The 18,610-nt window shown below is 36.0% G+C and carries 25 protein-coding genes; 1 reads left to right on the forward strand and 24 read right to left on the reverse strand.

What is annotated here, in order from left to right; translation table 11 throughout:
- The first annotated feature begins 409 nt into the window (after positions 1–409).
- Positions 410–1,603 carry a DcaP family trimeric outer membrane transporter gene (locus AC0INN_RS08325; protein WP_306612680.1) on the forward strand — a complete coding sequence of 398 codons (1,194 nt, stop codon included), beginning with the start codon at positions 410–412 and terminating at the stop codon, positions 1,601–1,603.
- 267 nt (positions 1,604–1,870) lie between these two features.
- Here AC0INN_RS08325 and AC0INN_RS08330 read toward each other — a convergent pair whose 3' ends face one another.
- From AC0INN_RS08330 to tpx, 24 genes are all read right to left on the reverse strand, one after another.
- Positions 1,871–2,518 (reverse strand): J domain-containing protein, encoded by a 648-nt coding sequence (locus AC0INN_RS08330; RefSeq protein WP_273648306.1) that lies wholly within the window; start codon positions 2,516–2,518, stop codon positions 1,871–1,873.
- A 300-nt stretch (positions 2,519–2,818) separates the two neighbouring features.
- Positions 2,819–3,076: a hypothetical protein gene (locus AC0INN_RS08335; RefSeq protein ID WP_172278806.1), complete on the reverse strand. Its 258-nt coding sequence runs from the start codon at positions 3,074–3,076 to the stop codon at positions 2,819–2,821.
- A 91-nt stretch (positions 3,077–3,167) separates the two neighbouring features.
- On the reverse strand, positions 3,168–3,509 hold the full coding sequence (locus AC0INN_RS08340) for a hypothetical protein (protein ID WP_172278808.1): 342 nt from the start codon (positions 3,507–3,509) through the stop codon (positions 3,168–3,170).
- A 12-nt stretch (positions 3,510–3,521) separates the two neighbouring features.
- On the reverse strand, positions 3,522–4,076 hold the full coding sequence (locus AC0INN_RS08345; protein ID WP_228456954.1) for an RNA polymerase sigma factor: 555 nt from the start codon (positions 4,074–4,076) through the stop codon (positions 3,522–3,524).
- Positions 4,077–4,312: 236 nt separating this feature from the next.
- A complete protein-coding gene (locus AC0INN_RS08350) occupies positions 4,313–6,316 on the reverse strand; it encodes an alpha/beta hydrolase family protein (RefSeq protein WP_273648307.1) in 2,004 nt (667 codons plus the stop codon).
- A gap of 158 nt (positions 6,317–6,474) precedes the next feature.
- Positions 6,475–6,933: a DoxX family protein gene (locus AC0INN_RS08355; RefSeq protein WP_273648308.1), complete on the reverse strand. Its 459-nt coding sequence runs from the start codon at positions 6,931–6,933 to the stop codon at positions 6,475–6,477.
- A 111-nt stretch (positions 6,934–7,044) separates the two neighbouring features.
- A complete protein-coding gene (locus AC0INN_RS08360) occupies positions 7,045–7,485 on the reverse strand; it encodes an SRPBCC family protein (protein ID WP_273648309.1) in 441 nt (146 codons plus the stop codon).
- Between the two features lie 35 nt (positions 7,486–7,520).
- Positions 7,521–7,949 carry an SRPBCC family protein gene (locus tag AC0INN_RS08365; RefSeq protein WP_172278817.1) on the reverse strand — a complete coding sequence of 143 codons (429 nt, stop codon included), beginning with the start codon at positions 7,947–7,949 and terminating at the stop codon, positions 7,521–7,523.
- 46 nt (positions 7,950–7,995) lie between these two features.
- Positions 7,996–8,829: an SDR family oxidoreductase gene (locus tag AC0INN_RS08370; protein ID WP_306612686.1), complete on the reverse strand. Its 834-nt coding sequence runs from the start codon at positions 8,827–8,829 to the stop codon at positions 7,996–7,998.
- Between the two features lie 46 nt (positions 8,830–8,875).
- Complete coding sequence (locus tag AC0INN_RS08375; protein ID WP_273648311.1) at positions 8,876–9,733, reverse strand: VOC family protein; 858 nt, start codon at positions 9,731–9,733, stop codon at positions 8,876–8,878.
- 218 nt (positions 9,734–9,951) lie between these two features.
- Positions 9,952–10,197: a DNA-directed RNA polymerase subunit alpha C-terminal domain-containing protein gene (locus AC0INN_RS08380; protein ID WP_273648312.1), complete on the reverse strand. Its 246-nt coding sequence runs from the start codon at positions 10,195–10,197 to the stop codon at positions 9,952–9,954.
- A 32-nt stretch (positions 10,198–10,229) separates the two neighbouring features.
- Positions 10,230–10,643 (reverse strand): SRPBCC family protein, encoded by a 414-nt coding sequence (locus AC0INN_RS08385; protein ID WP_172278824.1) that lies wholly within the window; start codon positions 10,641–10,643, stop codon positions 10,230–10,232.
- A gap of 78 nt (positions 10,644–10,721) precedes the next feature.
- The gene (locus AC0INN_RS08390; protein WP_273648313.1) at positions 10,722–11,153 is read right to left on the reverse strand and encodes a VOC family protein; all 432 of its coding nucleotides are present in this window, start codon (positions 11,151–11,153) and stop codon (positions 10,722–10,724) included.
- 109 nt (positions 11,154–11,262) lie between these two features.
- The gene (locus AC0INN_RS08395) at positions 11,263–12,039 is read right to left on the reverse strand and encodes an alpha/beta fold hydrolase (RefSeq protein WP_273648314.1); all 777 of its coding nucleotides are present in this window, start codon (positions 12,037–12,039) and stop codon (positions 11,263–11,265) included.
- A gap of 3 nt (positions 12,040–12,042) precedes the next feature.
- Positions 12,043–12,567 (reverse strand): DinB family protein, encoded by a 525-nt coding sequence (locus AC0INN_RS08400; RefSeq protein WP_273648315.1) that lies wholly within the window; start codon positions 12,565–12,567, stop codon positions 12,043–12,045.
- A 65-nt stretch (positions 12,568–12,632) separates the two neighbouring features.
- Entirely contained in the window at positions 12,633–13,094 is a 462-nt protein-coding gene (locus tag AC0INN_RS08405; RefSeq protein WP_273648316.1) for a hypothetical protein, read from the reverse strand.
- 23 nt (positions 13,095–13,117) lie between these two features.
- A complete protein-coding gene (locus AC0INN_RS08410; RefSeq protein ID WP_172278836.1) occupies positions 13,118–13,528 on the reverse strand; it encodes a VOC family protein in 411 nt (136 codons plus the stop codon).
- Between the two features lie 77 nt (positions 13,529–13,605).
- Positions 13,606–14,196, reverse strand: a complete 591-nt coding sequence (locus AC0INN_RS08415; protein WP_273648317.1) for a Crp/Fnr family transcriptional regulator — start codon at positions 14,194–14,196, stop codon at positions 13,606–13,608.
- Positions 14,197–14,338: 142 nt separating this feature from the next.
- Positions 14,339–15,550 (reverse strand): DUF763 domain-containing protein, encoded by a 1,212-nt coding sequence (locus AC0INN_RS08420; RefSeq protein ID WP_306612690.1) that lies wholly within the window; start codon positions 15,548–15,550, stop codon positions 14,339–14,341.
- A 236-nt stretch (positions 15,551–15,786) separates the two neighbouring features.
- Entirely contained in the window at positions 15,787–16,182 is a 396-nt protein-coding gene (locus AC0INN_RS08425; protein WP_273648319.1) for a glyoxalase superfamily protein, read from the reverse strand.
- A gap of 14 nt (positions 16,183–16,196) precedes the next feature.
- Positions 16,197–16,544 carry a VOC family protein gene (locus AC0INN_RS08430; RefSeq protein ID WP_273648320.1) on the reverse strand — a complete coding sequence of 116 codons (348 nt, stop codon included), beginning with the start codon at positions 16,542–16,544 and terminating at the stop codon, positions 16,197–16,199.
- A gap of 85 nt (positions 16,545–16,629) precedes the next feature.
- Complete coding sequence (locus AC0INN_RS08435) at positions 16,630–17,319, reverse strand: alpha/beta hydrolase (RefSeq protein WP_273648321.1); 690 nt, start codon at positions 17,317–17,319, stop codon at positions 16,630–16,632.
- 67 nt (positions 17,320–17,386) lie between these two features.
- Positions 17,387–17,971: a Crp/Fnr family transcriptional regulator gene (locus AC0INN_RS08440; RefSeq protein ID WP_306612692.1), complete on the reverse strand. Its 585-nt coding sequence runs from the start codon at positions 17,969–17,971 to the stop codon at positions 17,387–17,389.
- Between the two features lie 80 nt (positions 17,972–18,051).
- The gene (gene tpx / locus AC0INN_RS08445) at positions 18,052–18,549 is read right to left on the reverse strand and encodes a thiol peroxidase (RefSeq protein ID WP_172278849.1); all 498 of its coding nucleotides are present in this window, start codon (positions 18,547–18,549) and stop codon (positions 18,052–18,054) included.
- Positions 18,550–18,610: the final 61 nt, after the last annotated feature.

The raw sequence follows: 18,610 nt of genomic DNA on the forward strand, positions 1-18,610 counted from the left end.
AAAAAAGATGGGTAAAATTACAATTTTTTAAGGGATTCTACAATAGTCAAAAATTACTGACAGATATTGATAATTACTATTATTCCATAAACGTGTGTTTAAAAAAACAAGGGCACGAATACAAAAAATACAAGAAAAATTTCACGCCATTTTTTCTAATTTTTATTTCATAATTCTAATAAAATACGGAATACTTAATGGGTAAAACTCCTTTTCATAGAATATTTATACTTTTCATTTTTACAAGGACTAAAATTTTCAACAAATACCCACAGAAAATAATTTTGTAGTTTCATCCGAAAATTTAGAAATACAAGTCCGATAAGAAGGTAAGCCCTACACCAATCAATATCATTCAGCTCCTATGAATACATAAACTACACAATTAAAAAATCAAAAACACAACACAATGACGAAAAAAAAACACAAAAGGCTGATGGTCTCATTTATCTTTATATCCCTATTCAACGTAAAAGGCCAGGTAAAAATAATAACCCGGCAGTCAGGAGGGTCATCTCCTGAAAATTCGGGTGATACATGGTCTGCCTACGTAAAAGGCTTTATTCAAACCGATGCCATGCTCGATTTTCAGGAAATGGGATTTAAAGACGGATTCATAGCTCCTTCTATAGCAATACCCCAAAACAATTCGGTAAACAGTAACTTCAGCATTAAACAATCGCAAATAGGCTTTGGAATAAAACAGATGGATGAAAATGGAAATTCGGATCTGTCGGCTTACACAGAAATCGATTTCCTGGGTCCTAACGGAACTACTGCCCCAAGGTTTCGCCAGGGCTATATCAAATGGAAGAAATTATTGATCGGACAAACCTGGAGTAATTTCAGTGATTTTGATATTTTCCCCAATATTTTTGATTTTGTAGGGCCTAACGGAACCATGTTCATCAGAACGGTTCAGATCCGCTATTCAACACCTTTATCGAAAAAAGAAAGTCTTTCCCTTTCTCTGGAAGATCCTAATGCGGCGAGCATATTTCTTCCTAATAACGCTCCGAACTGGAAGAAGAAATCTATCCTTCCCATCTTCACAGCTGTATACAGATATGGCAATACAAGAGACTACTGTAAGCTGGGAACAATGGTTTCACCCATAAGCTATGAAATAAAAAATGATGAACAAAAGCACACGGATGCCAATACAATTCTCGGATACAGCGGAATGGTTTCTGCCCGGCTTTATAGTGGGACATTAAGTAATTTCAGATTCCAGTCTTCATACGGAAAAGGATATTCCAGCTATAATGTAGTTTTAAACGGTGAAAAATATGATGCGATCCCTGATATGGCCAACAACAGGCTGGTGGCTTTGAATTTATTCAATATTGTAGGCATCTATGAACATTGGTGGAATCCAAAACTGAGCTCGGTCATTTATTACAGCTTCTCTCAATTGGGAAGAAAGGATTTTGTTCCGGATACGATGATCCATAATTTTCAGAACTCAGGAATTAACCTGGCCTTTCAACCGCGTAAGAAACTAAGAATGGGTATCGAAGGAACTTACGGAATGCTGAAAAACTTTGGCCGGCAAAAAGCAAATATATTCCGGATCCAGCTTTCATCTTCTCTATCTTTTTAAAAAACACTGTTAAAAAGGGGTAATCATAAAGATTTCAACAAACTGATTTTCAGTGATAAAATTTTTATGAAAATTTATTAATTATATTTATTCTAAATTAATATATTTGCAACATGAATATGATTACCCCTTTTAAAGTACCGCCCTTAAGCCCTGTATATTCTTTTAATAATGAAGATATGTATTGCGAAAAAAAATCCTGTTGCAAGAAATTCAAAAAAGGAAAAAGATGTAAAAAGTGTCCGGGAAGGAAAAAAATGGCTTAATCTAGCTAAAACTTTTTATCAGAAAATAACCGGCTAAAACCAAAAGTATAACCGCCGCAATAATCTGAATAACTTTCGGCTGTCCCTTAGGATTCACGGCTGTCCGTGGCTGACTCTTAAACAGATCTTCGGCGCCACTTCTAAATTTCTCCGTGTTACTTTCAAACACTTCCGTAATCGTAATTCCCTGCACCACCGTTTTGTGTAATAATGAATTGGTTGCGTGCAGCAAAAGCTGGAATTTACCATCTTTAAATTCCGTAATCTTAAACGTCCTTTCACCATAAGCCTTTTCCAGTCCAAACGGAAGAACCTTTACCACATCAGCATTACTTGTCTGCCAGTTGATAATGATCTCTTCTCCTTTTTTAGCATGAATTTTATTAGAGGTAAACGTTTTAATCGCCGGTGGAACATTATACCTGAAACTCTTCTGATGACTCTCCAAATTCTGATCATAGGCCCGTCTTCTTGAAGAATCGCTGAGCGTTTCGTAGGCTTCCTGAATTTCACGGAACCGGTCTGCAAAAAAATCATCATTTTCATTCTTATCCGGATGATATTTTAATGATAATTTTCTATAAGCCTTTTTGATGTCTTCTTCTGAAGCATCCTGAGAAATACCGAGAAAATAGTAGTAATCTTTCATGTAGAACCCTACAAAAGTAAGAATTTATTTTTCTAAATGCCCTTAAACATATACGATTTTTGTCATTGTAAACTAAGAGATTATTTCTTTATCCTCACTTTCAAGATACTCTGGACAAGTCTCAAAGCTCAGGTTGGTTTAAAGATGAAGGAAAATAAAAGACTTTTGTATCGTCCAATCTGCAGAGACGAAATCTCCTGCTTTGCCAATCCGTATATTCAAAATTTCATTAAAAAATTACGGCGCGGGAAGCTTTGCTTCCCGCGCCGTAATTAAACAATTTCAATTGAGTAATGATGATTAAGCTTTCGCTGCTTCATGTCTTCTGTGGCATCTGGATTTAAATTCTTTTTTGAATTTTCCTTTTAATTCCTCATACTGCTCATTATTCATTTCTCTGATTTTATCTGCAAGCCCGAAAGGTGATCTTTCTTTGATTCCGTATTCATCAAAAATACCTCTGATAAATCTTTTTCTTTCTGCCATTTTTTTGACTGCTAATGCTACGCCTACTACAGCTAATGCTCCAAGAGCACCTTTTAATACTGAATTTTTCATTTTTTCAAAATTTTAAATTTTACTACTTCTTGTTTTTTATAGAGACGAATGAATTTTAATTTTACTTTACTACTTCTTTAAAAATTTCAAACTATTCGTTATTTCTGTTATGTCTGTTAAAGAATCCGTTTTCGCATTTGCTTCTCCAGACTTCTTTAAATTTTTCACGTTCTTCGGGAGACAAATGTTGCATTCTTTCTCTCATCTTTCTTTCTTTAAAGTCCCGCATTCCTTTTCCGAAATGGAAACCTCCGAAAAGAATTTTACTTAATATCAGTATCCCCATCGCCTGCCAGTAGCTAATTGATTTTACTCCTAAAATTTCAGGCAAAAGGCAGTTCCAAAGCGACATTACAATCCATGTAACGGCTAAGAGAATTAATGGTGGACATAGAATTAAAAAAATCCAGCCTTTTTTGTGTTTATGATTCATAATATCTTCTTTCTAACTATTTAAATCTTCGTATAATTTTCTTAATCTGTTTCTTAAATGTTTTACTGCATAGTTCTTTCTGCTGATGATGGTTTTTATATTTTCCCCTTGTTCATCCGCGATTTGCTGGAGGGTCTTGTCATTCAGCTCGTTTTCCGTATATACCAATCTTTGTTTCTCCGGAAGCTCTTCTAAAGCTTCGAATAATTTCTTCCAGATTTCATCCTGAAACATTTTCACTTCCGGACCGGCACTTTCATCCATCAATAGAATATCCTTGATGGAGAAGTCGCCATCTTCATCTTCGTATACAAAATCTTCAAGATTCTCGGTTTTCTTTTTACGGTAACGGTCGGTAATTTTATTGGCAGTCACCCTGTACAGCCATCCACCAACGTTTACAATCTCAGACAGATTGGTAATACTGCTGAACTGATACCAGACTTCCTGCAGAATATCTTCTGCATCTTCTGTATTTTTCACTTTCGGACGAATGAAAGACATCAGTTTTCCTCCGTAGCTCGAAACGGTTTGTGAGATGATACTTTCTTTCTCTTTCTGTGGCATTGTTATTTTTTCGACAACCTCCATACTCACATGACGATCATCTGTTTTGTTTTACTTTAATAAATTTAAAATATTTTTTATCAAATATTCACTTTTCTTTTGCTAATCATATTTTGACTCATAGATCTTAATAAACATGGTTCATTTTACACTTCTATACTTTTTATCCTGAGCAAAAGAAAAGGACGGAGCTAAAATATACTCCGTCCTCTTATAAAAGTTTATCTATGTTGTAATTATTTATTAAAATTCTCAGCAAAAAATCCCAGCATATACTTGTATAGTTCCAATCTGTTGGGTTCTTTTCCAAAGCCATGTCCTTCATCATATTTTACCAGGTAAGGAATTTCATATCCTTTTGCACGAAGTGCTTTCACGATCTGATCAGATTCATTGATATTTACTCTTGGATCATTCGCTCCCTGAACTACAAAAAGAGGCTTTTTAATTCTATCAATCTGAAAAACGGGAGATACTTCTTTTGCAATTTTTGCTTCCTCCGGATTGTCCAGATCATACCATATCTGTTTTACCATTTCTTTATATGGCTTCCAATACTCCGGAAATGAGTCAAAGAATGTAAAGATGTTTGAAACTCCAACATAATCCACTCCGCAGGTATACAGGTCGGGTGTTTTTATCAATCCCATCAAAGTAGCGTATCCTCCGTGGCTTCCTCCATAGATGGCTATCTTATCTTTATCTGCCCATCCCTGCTCTATGACATATTTTACTCCATCTTCTACATCATCCATTGCTTTTCTGCCGATTTGCTTATAGCCTGCTTTCTGAAATCCTTTTCCATAACCACCCGAAATCCTGAAATTAACCTGTAAAGTAGCATACCCGCGGCTCGCGAAAAGCTGTGTTTCAGGATTGAAGCCCCATTCATCACGGATTCCCTGCGGACCTCCATGAGGATTCACAATTAAAGGAACCTTTTTTCCTTCTATGGCAGCTTTCGGTAGTGTTATATATCCGTGAATCGTCAGTCCATCTCTGCTTTTAAACTGTATAGGACGCATTTCAGCCATATCTTCCTGCTTCAGCTGAGGCATAAGATCATAAAGAAGGGTTGTCTTTTTCGTCTTTGGATCATATTCATAATAGGTCCCGTACAATTTATCACTGCTCACAATAACCAAAAGTTTGTTATCATTATCATCTGAGGAAACGACATAAAACTGTTTATCTCCAAATTCTGATGTCAATTGAGCATGAACATTTTTATAAAATGCACTCACGGGAATCGTTTCATTTTTATCTCCGGTATAGCTAATGTAATCCAGCTCATAATTCCTGTTCTTACCTGCAATGCTTATTGAGCTTACATCAAAAACAGGGTTAGAATAAACTTCTTTTATTACGGAATTTTTTTTCAGGTCATACAATACGATTTTTGCCTTATCACTATCAAGGTTAGAAACAACATAAGCATCATCTTTATTTTCTGAATGGTCATTAAATCCAATAATAGTAAAAGTATCGGACCAGTCGGTTTTCTTGATCAGATTAAACTTGCCGGTCTGTGTGTCTTTATAATAAGTATGAGTAGTCAAACCGTTAACCAGGATTGTATAGCCTCTTAAATTACCTTCTTTATCAAAGATATAATCATCTATAGGGTTCTTAGGATCTTTATTTTCATACAACTGAACCATATCTCCTGTCACGAAATTAATCTTATAAGGTTCAAAGATCTGTTTGTTGTTTTTATTCATGGTAACTACCACGAAATCCGTATCTTTTATTAATTTAACCATACCTAGTGTTACTCCTTCAAAAGGGGTAAGGTCTTTCAGATTACCTCCATCAAGATCTGCAGCATACAAATGAATATTTTCATTTCCTCCTTTATCCTGGGTAAAGAACAGTCGGTTTTTATTCAGCCATCCATAGCTCTTGATCAGATCTTCCTTCTCCTCAATAGCTTTCGTAACTTTTCCAGTTTTTAAGTTCTTTACATAAACATGATTCTTGCTATCCTTGTCTTTTTCTTTATAGGATAGGAAATTGCCATCGGGAGAAATTTTAAATTGTGACGCTTTTGGCCTTGCAAAATAATCCTCTACTTTGTACTTAAATGTTCCTTTATCATAGGAGATAAGCTTATCAAGGTTCGCTTTGGCAGTTGGCAGGGTGGCATCACCCGGTAATTTGGCAGTTGTGTTTTGTGCATTGATCATAATTGTAGACATCGCAACCTGAACGGTTATTATAATTTTGGTTTTCAGTTTCATGACTTGGATTGATTTGAATTAAAAACATTAGCAAAAAAAGATGCTCTATAAATTAGACGTTTATATAACGCAAATGTTACATTTTTTCTCTCTTTTATGTGAAAAAAAATAACGAAGACTGACTTATCTCCGTTATTTTTTATAATTACACTATATTTTTAATTTAAATAAATTCCAAAATACCATGTCCAGGCAATCAGTATGATCTGCATGGGAAGCCTTTCTTTGTATAAATAAGACATTCCCGGCCCCGTATAATCACCTTTGAAAAGATTAACTTTTTTTCTTGAGGAATTAATATTGGCAATAAAAACCAATACATAAAATATAATCAGCAAAATTGCCGTAGTTTCACGTAACGATGGTATCATCAAACCGATGCCGGCAGCAATTTCAATAATTCCCGTAGCGTATACCCAGAACATTTTAGCAGGTATAAAATCAGGAATCATCATTGCCATTCCCTTTTGGAATTTAAAATGAGCAAAGCCGGTAAACAGGATAAAAACAGCCATTCCCAGATTTCCGGAAAAAAGAAAGTTCCATTGTCCCTGAAACAGCTTTGTCCCGACCAAAGCTATAATAAACGTAACGAAAAGAATAGATAATAGTTTCATTTTTTTAAGGTACTACAGATTCAAAATTTATTTCTGTATAGTTACATAAAAATAAAACAAAAATCCTCTATATTCATCCTAACCTGTTTGGGGAAACTATTTAATTCATAATTAATTTTTCTCTGCAAGATTTTTTACAACTTCCAGTCCTTTTGTAAAACCCATATTTAAATGGTCTTTCCAGCTTTTCTCAACCTGGACTTCAGCATGGAGTTTGGTTTTTCCATCAAAATCAATAAGGATGTATTTTTCAAAGGAGCCACTCCATTCTTTTACTTCCTTACTCTCTGTGTCTTCCACTCCACCTTTCACCATGCCCAGATGTTTAAATATAACCTCATGCGGCTCATTGAGACTATCAATAGTAGATACCATTCCCTCATTATTAGGATCCAGGAAATACGTTTTTCCACCGACTTTCCAGTCAGATTTCATGTGAGATCCCGGACTGAAAAACTGAGTCCATTCAGTGTAGGTTTCTTTTCCCCATAAAATATCCCAGACCTTTTGTAAGGGAGCATTAATAACGATTTCGTATGATAAAGTTTCCATATTATATTTTTAGGTGATTTTAGTAGATCATAAAATTACAGCTGATTCTGGGAAAGATTTTTTATAATCTCCAGGGCTTTAGGAAATTTCTCTTCAAAAAACCCTTTAAATTCTTCAGGAGTCTGAATTTCACATTTTAAAGATGTTCCTTCATCGGTCTCTTTCAGGAAATAGGACTCTGTTGCCTCCCCCCATTCCTGAGGAGCTTCAACTCCGGCAACAATTTCTCCAAGGTGAAGAAACCGTATTTCTTTATTAGGTACATTTTTTTCCACCTTACTAAACATTCCATTATTATTGGGATCGAGGAACTTTACAATGCTTCCTTCTTCAAGATTTCCCTGATAAAATGATCCCTCAGCAAAAACTGCTGTCCATTGTCTGTAGGTTATTTCACCCCAAAGTACACTCCATATTTTTTCAGGAGTTGCATTGATTTGTATTTCGTACGATAATTTTTCCATGTTATATATAATATTTAAGTGATTGTTCTAAAATTGGCAGCATTCATTAACCTCCTACAAAATCCCCTCCGTTGATATGAATGATTTCTCCGGTAATAAAACTTGAATCTTCAGAAGCCAGAAAAACATAAGCCGGTGCAACTTCAGAAGGCTGTCCAGCCCTTTTCAGGGGATTATCTTTACCGAATGTAGAAAGGTCATCAAATGTTTCTTTTACCAGCGGTGTCCAGATGGGTCCCGGAGCGACTCCATTAACCAAAATTTTCCGGTCTGCAAGATTGGTTGCCAATGACCGTACAAATGTTGCAATAGCTCCTTTTGTTGCAGAATAATCAATCAGGTGATCACTTCCACGGTAAGCAGTGACGGACGTGGTACAAATAATTCTTGCTCCGCTTTCCATGACTGATAGAAAATCCCTCGTCAAAGCAATCATTGAAATAATATTTACATTAAAGGTCTCAAGGATCTGCTGGTCGGATATTTTCTCAATATCATCTTTAGGAAATTGTATTCCGGCATTATTGACGAGAATATCAAGGGTCTTCCACTCCTTTTTTACCTTTTCAATACATTTAGTTCTGAAAGTTTTTTTGGAAACATCACCCTTGAGTAAAATACATGACCGTCCTTCTTTTTCTACCAGCTTTAAAGTTTCGCGGGCATCTTTATCACTTTCTTTGTAAATAATGATTACATCCGCTCCTTCTCTTGCAAAATGCACCGCTACCGCTTGTCCTATTCCGCTATCTCCACCCGAAATCACGGCTTTCTTATTCAGAAGTTTTTTACTTCCCAAATAGTTTTCACGAATGATCTCGGGAAACATGCCCTCTTTGGGTACTTTAGATTTGGATTGTGATTTGTTCTGTGTTTTCATATGCCGATCTTTTATAAACAGCATCAAACAACAAGCCGAAAACACTTTATGATTTATAAGCCGCTTCTAAATTTTCTATAATAATTTTCTGCATTCGCATCATGGCCTGCACTACTTTTTGAGCTTTACCCTGATCGGAATCATTCATTAATTCGATCAGTCTTTTGGGTACTATTTGCCAGCTGACACCATATTTATCTTTTAACCATCCACACATACTTTCTCTTCCACCTCCTGAAATCAAGGTTTTCCATAAATGATCAGTCTCCTGTTGATCGTCGGTCATAATCACCATAGAAATCCCTTCATTGAAATCAAATTTATGATCATAAGAAGAGTCCATACAGTACAAGCTGTATCCATCTATTTTAAAGCTGGCATGTTGTACGTTTTCGGGATTTTCATTGGATTCACCTCCATCTTTATATTTCATGACATTTACAATGTTTGAATTGGGAAAAGTATGGGTATAAAATTCCATTGCTTCCATTGCTTTACCATTATTATCGTGCATGAACATTAATGTCGGCACCACCTTCTGATCACCATCCTTTTCGCCGAAAAGCAATTGCCAGTTCACCCCATAACGGTCACTCAACCATCCGAATTTTTTACTCCATGGATAAGAATCCAGTGCCATTAAAGCAGAACCACCGTCAATAAGATGATCCCAATATCTTTGTACTTCATCTTCTGTTTCGCAGATTACCATGAAAGAGATGGAAGGATTTTTTTCAAATTGAGGGCCACCATTAAGCAGCATCAACTTTTGCCCGAATAATTCTACATTCATTACAACTGGTGTATCTGCTGTAATTCGTCCATTAAATACTTTGCTGTAAAATTCTGCAGCCTCTTTAGCCTCTCCGTCGCACCAAAGGCACGGAAAAATATCGTTATTCATAATTAATTTTTTTAGGGTGATTGATATTGTTTTATTTTGTAGTAATGGATATGCTGTTCTCTTACCGAACTAAAACCAATTCCTTATTTCGATATCACTTTTAACAGCCAACTGCATATCGATGACGTTATAGTCTAATGAAAATATACCTTTATAAAAAAGTTCATTCCTTATTCAGATTGAAAATATGAACCGCATGCGAAAGAACTGACAAGCTATTATTCTTTAAACTCTTTAAAGTAAATTTGATGCTCGTGCATATAAATCTTAAGCTTTTTTAAAGTGTTCTTTCCAAACCCATGAAGCTGCAGGATTTCCTCCTCAGAATAATCTGATAATTTTTCCAGGGAATCAATTTTCTCTTTTTCTAAGGCACGTCTTGCAGGCATGGAAAGAACGCCTTGCAGAAAAGTTCCGGGAACAACATGATTAACAGCACAAATGGAACTTAAACATTTTGCCATTATGACTAAATTGATCATGATTGTTAAGAAATTTAATGATTTTCAACATATTTATGGAAATTATCGAGGATCGCATACCAGCCATCCCTTTGCATTTCCACAGAATTTTGTTTTTCAGGATCAAAAATTTCGGTAACCTTTGTTGTATTTGCATCAATACTGTCAAAAATCACTTCCACATTTCTGCCATCTTCCAAATGATACTTGATCCTCTGATTCGGAATAACCACATCATAAGTACCTTCAAAATCGAATCCGAAACTTTTATCTTTGGCTTCCATTCTGTTTTTGAACTTGCCTCCTACTCTCAGATCATTTTCAGAACTTGGGCATTGCCAGCTTTCATGAGCAAAGTTCCATTTTGTAATATGGTTGGGAGTATTAAAATAATCCCAAACTTTTTCAACTGGAGCTAAAATGGTAATGTCTATTTTAATGGGTTCCATAGTTATATTTTTGTGATTGTTGTAAAAACAGGGCAACCAACTTACAGCTGCCCTTAGATAATGAAGTTAAATATAGGATTATTTTGCCGATTCATCATTATAGTTCACCATCCAATGAACACCATATTTATCCTGGAAACTTCCAAAATAATCTCCCCAAAACTGGTCTTCTATAGGCATTTCTATATTTCCACCTTCAGACAAACCTTTAAAAAGACGGTCTGCCTCTTCCCTTGATTCAGGAAATATGGAAACATAATTGTTGTTTCCTACGGTAAGTGTTTGTCCGAATCCGGGAACAATATCTGATGCCATTAAAAGGTCGTCACCGATAGGTAACGCAATATGCATTACTCTGTTTTTTTCTTCCTCAGAAAGGTTTTCCGTTCCCGGAGCGTTGCCCATCTTATGAACTTCTCCTCTGAACTCTCCCCCGAAAACTGATTTATAAAAATTGAAAGCTTCTTCTGCTGTACCGTTAAAATTAAGGTACGGATTTAATTTTGCCATGATGTTTGGTTTTTAAAGTTATAATTATGTTTATATTGTAAAAGAGATCATTACTAACAGATGAAGCAACCGTTTTGTCAGAATGATTGACTTCAATTGATGTTAAAGTTTAATGATTTAAAAATTTGACTACTTCGTTCACAGTCAAATCGATGAGCTTACTATCGGTTTTACCCTCAAAATCAGTCATCATATAAGAACCGTGAGTGGCAGGAAGGATCATAAGCTGAGAATAAGGAACCAACCTCCACATTTCGACAACATGTTCAGGTCTTATTACATCGCGGTCTCCCGAGATAAAAAGAGTCGGCGATTCAATAGATTTCAAAACTTTCTCATCCCAGTCTTCAAAAGACTGCATTCTCTTGCTATCCTTCTGAAACATATTTTCCAACTTTGAGAAGTCAGGATTTAATTCCAGAAAATTGATCTTTAAAGGTTCAGGCATTGAGTCTAAAGTGACTTCGGACATGGAATCGAAAAAGCCCTCTATCATTCCGCTTCTTTTAAAAAACGCAGAAGCTACAATGAGTTTATCCACCAAACCGGGATGATGATGAGCGATTTGCATTACTGTACTTCCTCCGTTACTAAAACCCCAGAATGAAGCTTTTCCTATTTTCAGTTCTTTTAGCAGTTGAGCTACATCATGAGCGTCCTGGTCAAATGTTTCAGGAATATCCCGGTGTTCACTCATTCCGTGATTTTGGAGATCAATTCCTATTAACTGAAACTGAGATTCAAGCCTGGAAATAATTTCCTTGTAATCAAATAAAATTGAAGAACCCCCGCCATGGATTAAAACCAAAGGTTTTCCTTCTCCATATACTTCATAATACATCTGAATTCCATTGACTTTTTTATAGCCTTTCTCTTTAAGATCCATGGGTTAGTATTTTAAATTTTCATCGGTAGTATAACTCATTCCCGGGTATCCTAAAATCTTCCTCATCAATCCCATTTGTCCGCACAGATAATCTTCCCGGCCTATACACATTCCCGTAAAATTGAGTTTTGTTTCTGAGTAAAAAGAAATATTCATCCCTATTTCAAAAATCTCATCCAATTGTTCATCTGTTGCCTCTAATAGTTTTTGATAAACCTTTGGTGAAATATGGTGAAAGCTTTCTTTTAATTGAGCAATGCTAGGATAGCTGAAATTTTCATCCAATGCTTTTCCCTGAAAGAAAAGGTCTGTGTATGGATCTTCTTTCTGAAGACCTAAAACTGATCCCAGTCCATAGCGCATATTAAGAAAATTACCTGCCATCCAGACAATGTGATTCGTTTTACCGTCAATTCTTTTCATTGCATCTTCCTCTGAAATGCCCTCTAAAACATTTAAAAAGCTTTGTGAGTGCATCCTGTAGGCAGGAATCACAATTTCTAATTTTTTTGATTTTGGTGTATCCATAACGATATGGTTTTAATTTTTAATCTTTAAAGGTCTGCTGTAAAACATGTTTTTAAAGTATATTATTACTTGATAGCTCCCGGCTTTCCGAGAATTCTCCGAAGATAACCGAACTGGCCACTGTGATAAATCTCATGAAGACATAATGTAGCTATATCGTTAACCTGATCAGGGTTGATTCTTTCTAGGTGGCTGATTTTTTGTATCAGCCGGTCCTGGGTTTCATCCAGATAGGATTTTAATGTTTCAAAATCCGCAAATTCATCTTTTCTTTGTAAAGGAATCTCTCCCCTGTTATAGCAAGAATATTTCTCTTCATCCCATACTGATTCTCCTCCCAGAACATTAATAAATGCATTTCGTATATAGATTAAATGTCCTAAAATCCAGTTCATACAGTTGGCATCACCATTGGGAAAAACCATCGCTTCTTCGTTGCTGATGCCATCGATATTCATCAGAATCACTTTATAGTTACTAAGAACCTGTAGATTGATGATTTCAATGTCGTTTGATTTCGATTCCATAATAGGTATTTTTGGGAATTAAACTATTCCGTTGGTAATTTGGACATATCTGCAAACATTACTTCCCACTGATGTCCGTTCAGATCGGCAAAAGCACATTGGTACATCCATCCATGGTCCTGAGGCTCACTGTATTTGGATCCTCCATTGGCAAGCGCTGTCTGAACCATTTGATCTACTTCTTCCCTGCTGTTAACACCTATAGCAAGAAGTACCTGAGTGGTATCGCCTTTTGCAACAGGTCTGTCTGTAAAGGTTTTTAGAAACTCTTCCATTAAGAACATGACATAAATATTGTCTTCTTTCATGATCACACAAACAGCTTTTTCATCTGAAAACTGCTCGTTGATTTCAAAACCAAGCTTCGTCCAGAATGCTCTTGTATCTTCAACGCTTTTTACCGGAAGATTTACGTAAATTTGATTGACTTTCATTTTTTGTAATTTTAGTGTTAAACTTTTAACCAAAATTACCAAGTCGATATCAGAATCATCTTGCCTTATGGCAAGATTTAATTTTTCTTTGGATGGGAAACTAATTCTTTACGGATTCTGCTTAAAGAAGTGTCTGTTACTCCAAGATAAGAAGCAATCTGCTTTAAAGGAGCATACTGAATCACCTGGCATTTCTCCTCCAGGAGATTAAGATATCTTCTGGTAGCAGATAAGGTAAACATTTCTACAGAACGCTGCTTATAAGCAAAGAGCTGCTGGGACATCCACGATCTCCCCCATTCCCTCAGGTTGGGAATTTTATGAAACAGGTTCTGAAAAGTATCATAATCCAGTTTCCAGCATTCACAATCAGTAATGCAGATGATATTCTCCTGAGAGGGAATTCGTTGGAAAAGAGATAATACTTCTATGATAATTTCATTCTCCGTAAAAAAATGAGTGGTTACTTCATTCCCGTTAAAATCATTAACAAAGGATCTTGCAAGCCCTTTATCTAAAATATAATATTCATTAGCCATTTTTCCTTCTTCAAGAATAAAATCTCCTTTCTGAAAACTTATTTTTTCATGCGCCTGAAAGATCTCATCGAGCTCTTCGTGCATAAAAAAAGGGAAATCATATGAAATTTCTAAGGACTTACTGCTCATAAGATGAATATTTTTTAGATTCTAAAATTAAAATTTTTATCGGAACTGAATCAAAAAAGTTGTTGAAAATGTAAATAGCCCGAAATCAAATCACTTTCTGCCTACATTATAAATAATTTCACCTGATATGGTGATTGCCTTCTCAAAACAAAGAAAGCTGAATATCATTAGGTTTGATTGGCTTTTTAGCATCTCCGAAAACAGTTTTCCCTCCAAATCTCCAGGAATTCTGCCTTTCTTCTTCTATAACCTGCTGAATATCAAAATCTGGTGTGAAATCTTTTTCCGTTGTTGCTATTACCTGATGCAGCTTATTTAATGTCTTAAGTTTATCTGAATTTCCCAGCTTAGATTTTTCAATACCTTTTCGAAGGATATCGATGCTCTGGTCATATACTTTCGTAGGAACAGGAAACGGATGTCCGTCTTTTCCGCCATGTGCAAAAGAAAATCTGGCCGGATCCGAAAATCTTGACGGTGCCCCATGAATCACCTCACTTACCAAAGCCAAAGATTGCATCGTCCTTGGTCCCACCCCTTCCAGCATTAAAAGATCTTCAAAATTTTGAGGCTGCTGTTCACGGGTAACATATAAAAGAGCCCCCAGTCTTTTTAAATCTACGTCAGAAGCGCGGACATCGTGATAATCAGGGAGAATCAGACGGGAAAAATCGTTCATAATCTCTGCGGAATCCGTATGAGAAATCTCGAGAATTCCTTTTCTGTTTTCTGAAGCCTGCGCATCGGTAAGGTTAAGAATTTTTCCTCTATGAACACCATTTATTCCCGTATGCGGTTCTTCAATAAACGATTTTATATTTTCCGAATGCCAATGATAGCGCCTTGCCGTTCCATCGGATTCATGCATTCCCTGCTGAACAACACTCCAGCTTCCATTGTCTGCCAGGATAAAATTATGCAGGTATAACTGATACCCATCATGAATTGCTGTATTATCCACTTTCGCAGAGAGCTTGCTCGCCTTTACCAGCTCAGTACCGTTCAGGCCTGTTTTATCAGCAATCTGAAGAAGTTCCGAAGGAGTTTCTCTTGAAAATTTCCCTTTTCCCCCACAGATATAAAGCCCCAGTGATTGTGAATTCGGATTAATAGAGCGTTTTAAAGCTCTCATTACAGAGGTTGTAATGCCTGATGAATGCCAATCCATTCCCATAACGGCTCCAAAACTCTGAAACCAAAACGGATCGGCCAGTCTTCTCAAAACCTCATCATTACCATAATCCATCAAAATTACTTCAATGATGGACAATCCAAGAGTAGACATACGCTCATACAGCCATGGCGGTACTTTGCCATAGTGTAAAGGGAGATCTGCTGTTCCTGAACGTTTCATTTAAGGTGTAAAGTTAGAGGTTATTTAATAAGGTTTTAATGATTTGAATCATTATTTTTTACATGACACTAATGTTTAGGACGAGTTTAATAAATAAGATTTGGCTAAAGCCATTGGACAGTTTTGTTGAAAACGGACTGAATCCCGCTTTTAATAATATTAAAAAATATTCCTCCCTTACGCTTAATCTTTTAATCTTTTAATCTTTTAATCCTTTCACACTTACCATTACTTTATCAAATAAACTCCACTTCCTTATGTTTCTTTGCATCAAATTTCTCATTAAAAATTATTTTATTTCCGAAAGGATCATTAACTGTGAAAGATACTGCATCATAAAATGTTTTTTCCAACCCCGGCCTGTTGTATTTGTATTTCTTATCAATCAGTTCTTTATGATAATCTGCCACGTCTTCACCCCAGATAAAAACACTGCTTCCAGGACTTGCATCTCCGTGATGTTCACTTAAATGAAAGATCATGTTTTCCTTCTTTACTTCCAGATAAACAGGGGTATTTTCTTCGAAACGATGTTCCCATACAATTTCAAAACCAAGCCAATCAATGTAAAATTCTATGGTTTTATTATAATCAAAAATTCTGAGGACCGGTATTACTTGTTCTGCTCTCATGTTTGTTAATTAAATTATTCGTGTGAAAGGATATTAATTAATTTTCCAAAGGGATCTCTGACAAAAAATCTACGAACACCCCATTCCTCATCTGTAAGGTCATAGGTTATCTCAAAGCCTGAATCTTTCATGTTTTTATAGATAGCCTCTACGTCATCAACTTCAATAGACAAATCAGGAACCGGCGTGTCATTTCCTCCCTGCATTGCAAAACTGATCTGAACCTTTGATTCTTCATTGCTTCCGAATGTTTTGATCCATCCGTGATTCATTATTATTTCCAGACCTAAAATACCATGATAGAAATGATCTGCCATGGACAAGTCTTCTGCCTTAATGTTAGCTACAATTCTTTTTACCATATTTTTGAAGTTCTTATCAATAAAAAAGCCTTGTGAAGATACACAGAATCATCACAAGGCGTATAGCTATTTTTACTAAATTGTCTTACAAGGCCGCTGCAGCTTCTAAGATCAATTGTGTTACTTCATTGGGATGAGACGCTAAGGAAGCATGCCCAGCATCTAAAGAAATAATTTTCTTAGGATTCATTCGCTCTGCCATTTCCTTTTCTGTTTCAGCAGGGATCATGCGATCTTTTGATGAAATCTGGTACCAGCTCGGCTTTGTTTTCCATGCCGGTTCACCTGCAGTATCACCAAAACATTGGCTATGAATCGGTTTTTGGGATAATGACATGACCAATGCCTTTTCATCATCAAGATCCTGGCAAAATGCTGATTGGAATTCATCGTATTTGATCCAAAGGAAGCCCTTGCTGTCCGGGTAAATGCTTGCTCCTCCAGGAGACTCTCTTCTTCCTAAAAGCGAGCCCAGACTATCACCGGCATCCGGTGCAAAAGCGGCAATATATACTAAACCTACAACCTTATCGTGATTTCCGGCTCCTGAAATGACAGCCCCTCCGTAAGAGTGACCAACCAGGAGAACTTTCCCATCCTGTGCATCTATCAAATCCTTAGTCTTGTCAATATCATCCTGAAGAGTTGTGAGAGGGTTTTGAACACTTCTTACCTTATATCCTGCTTTCGTAAGTGCAGGGATAACATACTGCCAGTGGGAACCGTCTCCCCACGCTCCGTGTACCAAAATAATGGTTAAATCTTTTTGATCCATAATTGCTATTTTTAAGTTTGACACTAGTAAAACTACGTTCTTAAAAACCAATACACGTTAACTTAAGTTAATTAATAATCCGGGATCTTATACGACTTAGTGACTGTTCCATTATCCCCAGATAACTTGCGATATGCTTCTGGGCTATTTTCTGAACAAGCATAGGGTTTCTTTTTAAAAGATTCAGGTATCTGTTTTCAGGAGAATAGCATAGTAAATCATCAATTCTCTTTTTTGCATCAAGATAGATCTTTTCGCTCATCATCCTTCCGAACTTTTGCCAGTAAGCTTCCTTCTTATATAGATTTTGAAGATCATCTTTACTTAAAAGTAAGATCTCACAATGTTCTATAGCCTGAATATTCATATTGGAGACCGTATCACAAAGTATACTTTCATAGTCCGTAAAAAATTCATTTTCAAAATAGAAACCGAAGTTGATCTCACGGCCCTGATCATTGATGTAAAAGCTTCTTATCGTTCCGCTTTTAATAAAGCCCAGGTATTTGCATTTTTCTCCTTGTTTAAGAAAAAAATCAGACTTTAAAAGATGTGTATCTTTAAGGAGGGAAAAGAACTCCCCGAAATGTTCTTGGTCAACCTGGAATAGTGTACCATACTTAGTGTAGTTATCGGACAATTTATTTTTCATTTGTTATTTGTGTATTTTGAATTTAAAAAAGCCTTGTAAAAATAAATCCCACAAGGCTCTTTAAAGAAATAAATTCTTAATTATTTTAATGCTTCAAGAGCAGCATTGTAATTAGGTTCGCTTCCAATTTCAGGAACCTGCTCCGTATACACTACTTTATTATTTTCGTCAGTAACGATCACTGCCCGGCTTAAAAGACCTTTCATAGGAGAATCTGTAATAGTTACCTCATAATCATCACCGAAGCTGCTTCTGAAATCAGATAGTGTTTCTACATTATTCAGACCTTCAGCTGCACAAAATCTGCCTAAGGCAAATGGAAGATCTTTGGAAACATTAATTACTACTGTATTATTTAAATTTGAAGCTTCTTCATTGAATTTTCTGGCAGAAGCCGCACATATTCCTGTATCAATACTAGGAAAAATATTAAATATTTTTTTCTTTCCCTCAAAGTCTGACAGGGTTTTAATATTCAATCCTGAATCCACTAATGCGAAATCCTTAATGGTATTTCCAACAGCTGGTAAATTACCTAATGTATGAACTGCGTTTCCTTTTAACGTTATATTGGACATAATTTATTTTTTACGGTTTTTCAAATTTAGTTAAAAATGCCATTTTTTTCGTTCAAATAAA

The sequence above is a fragment of the Chryseobacterium subflavum genome (assembly GCF_055762745.1).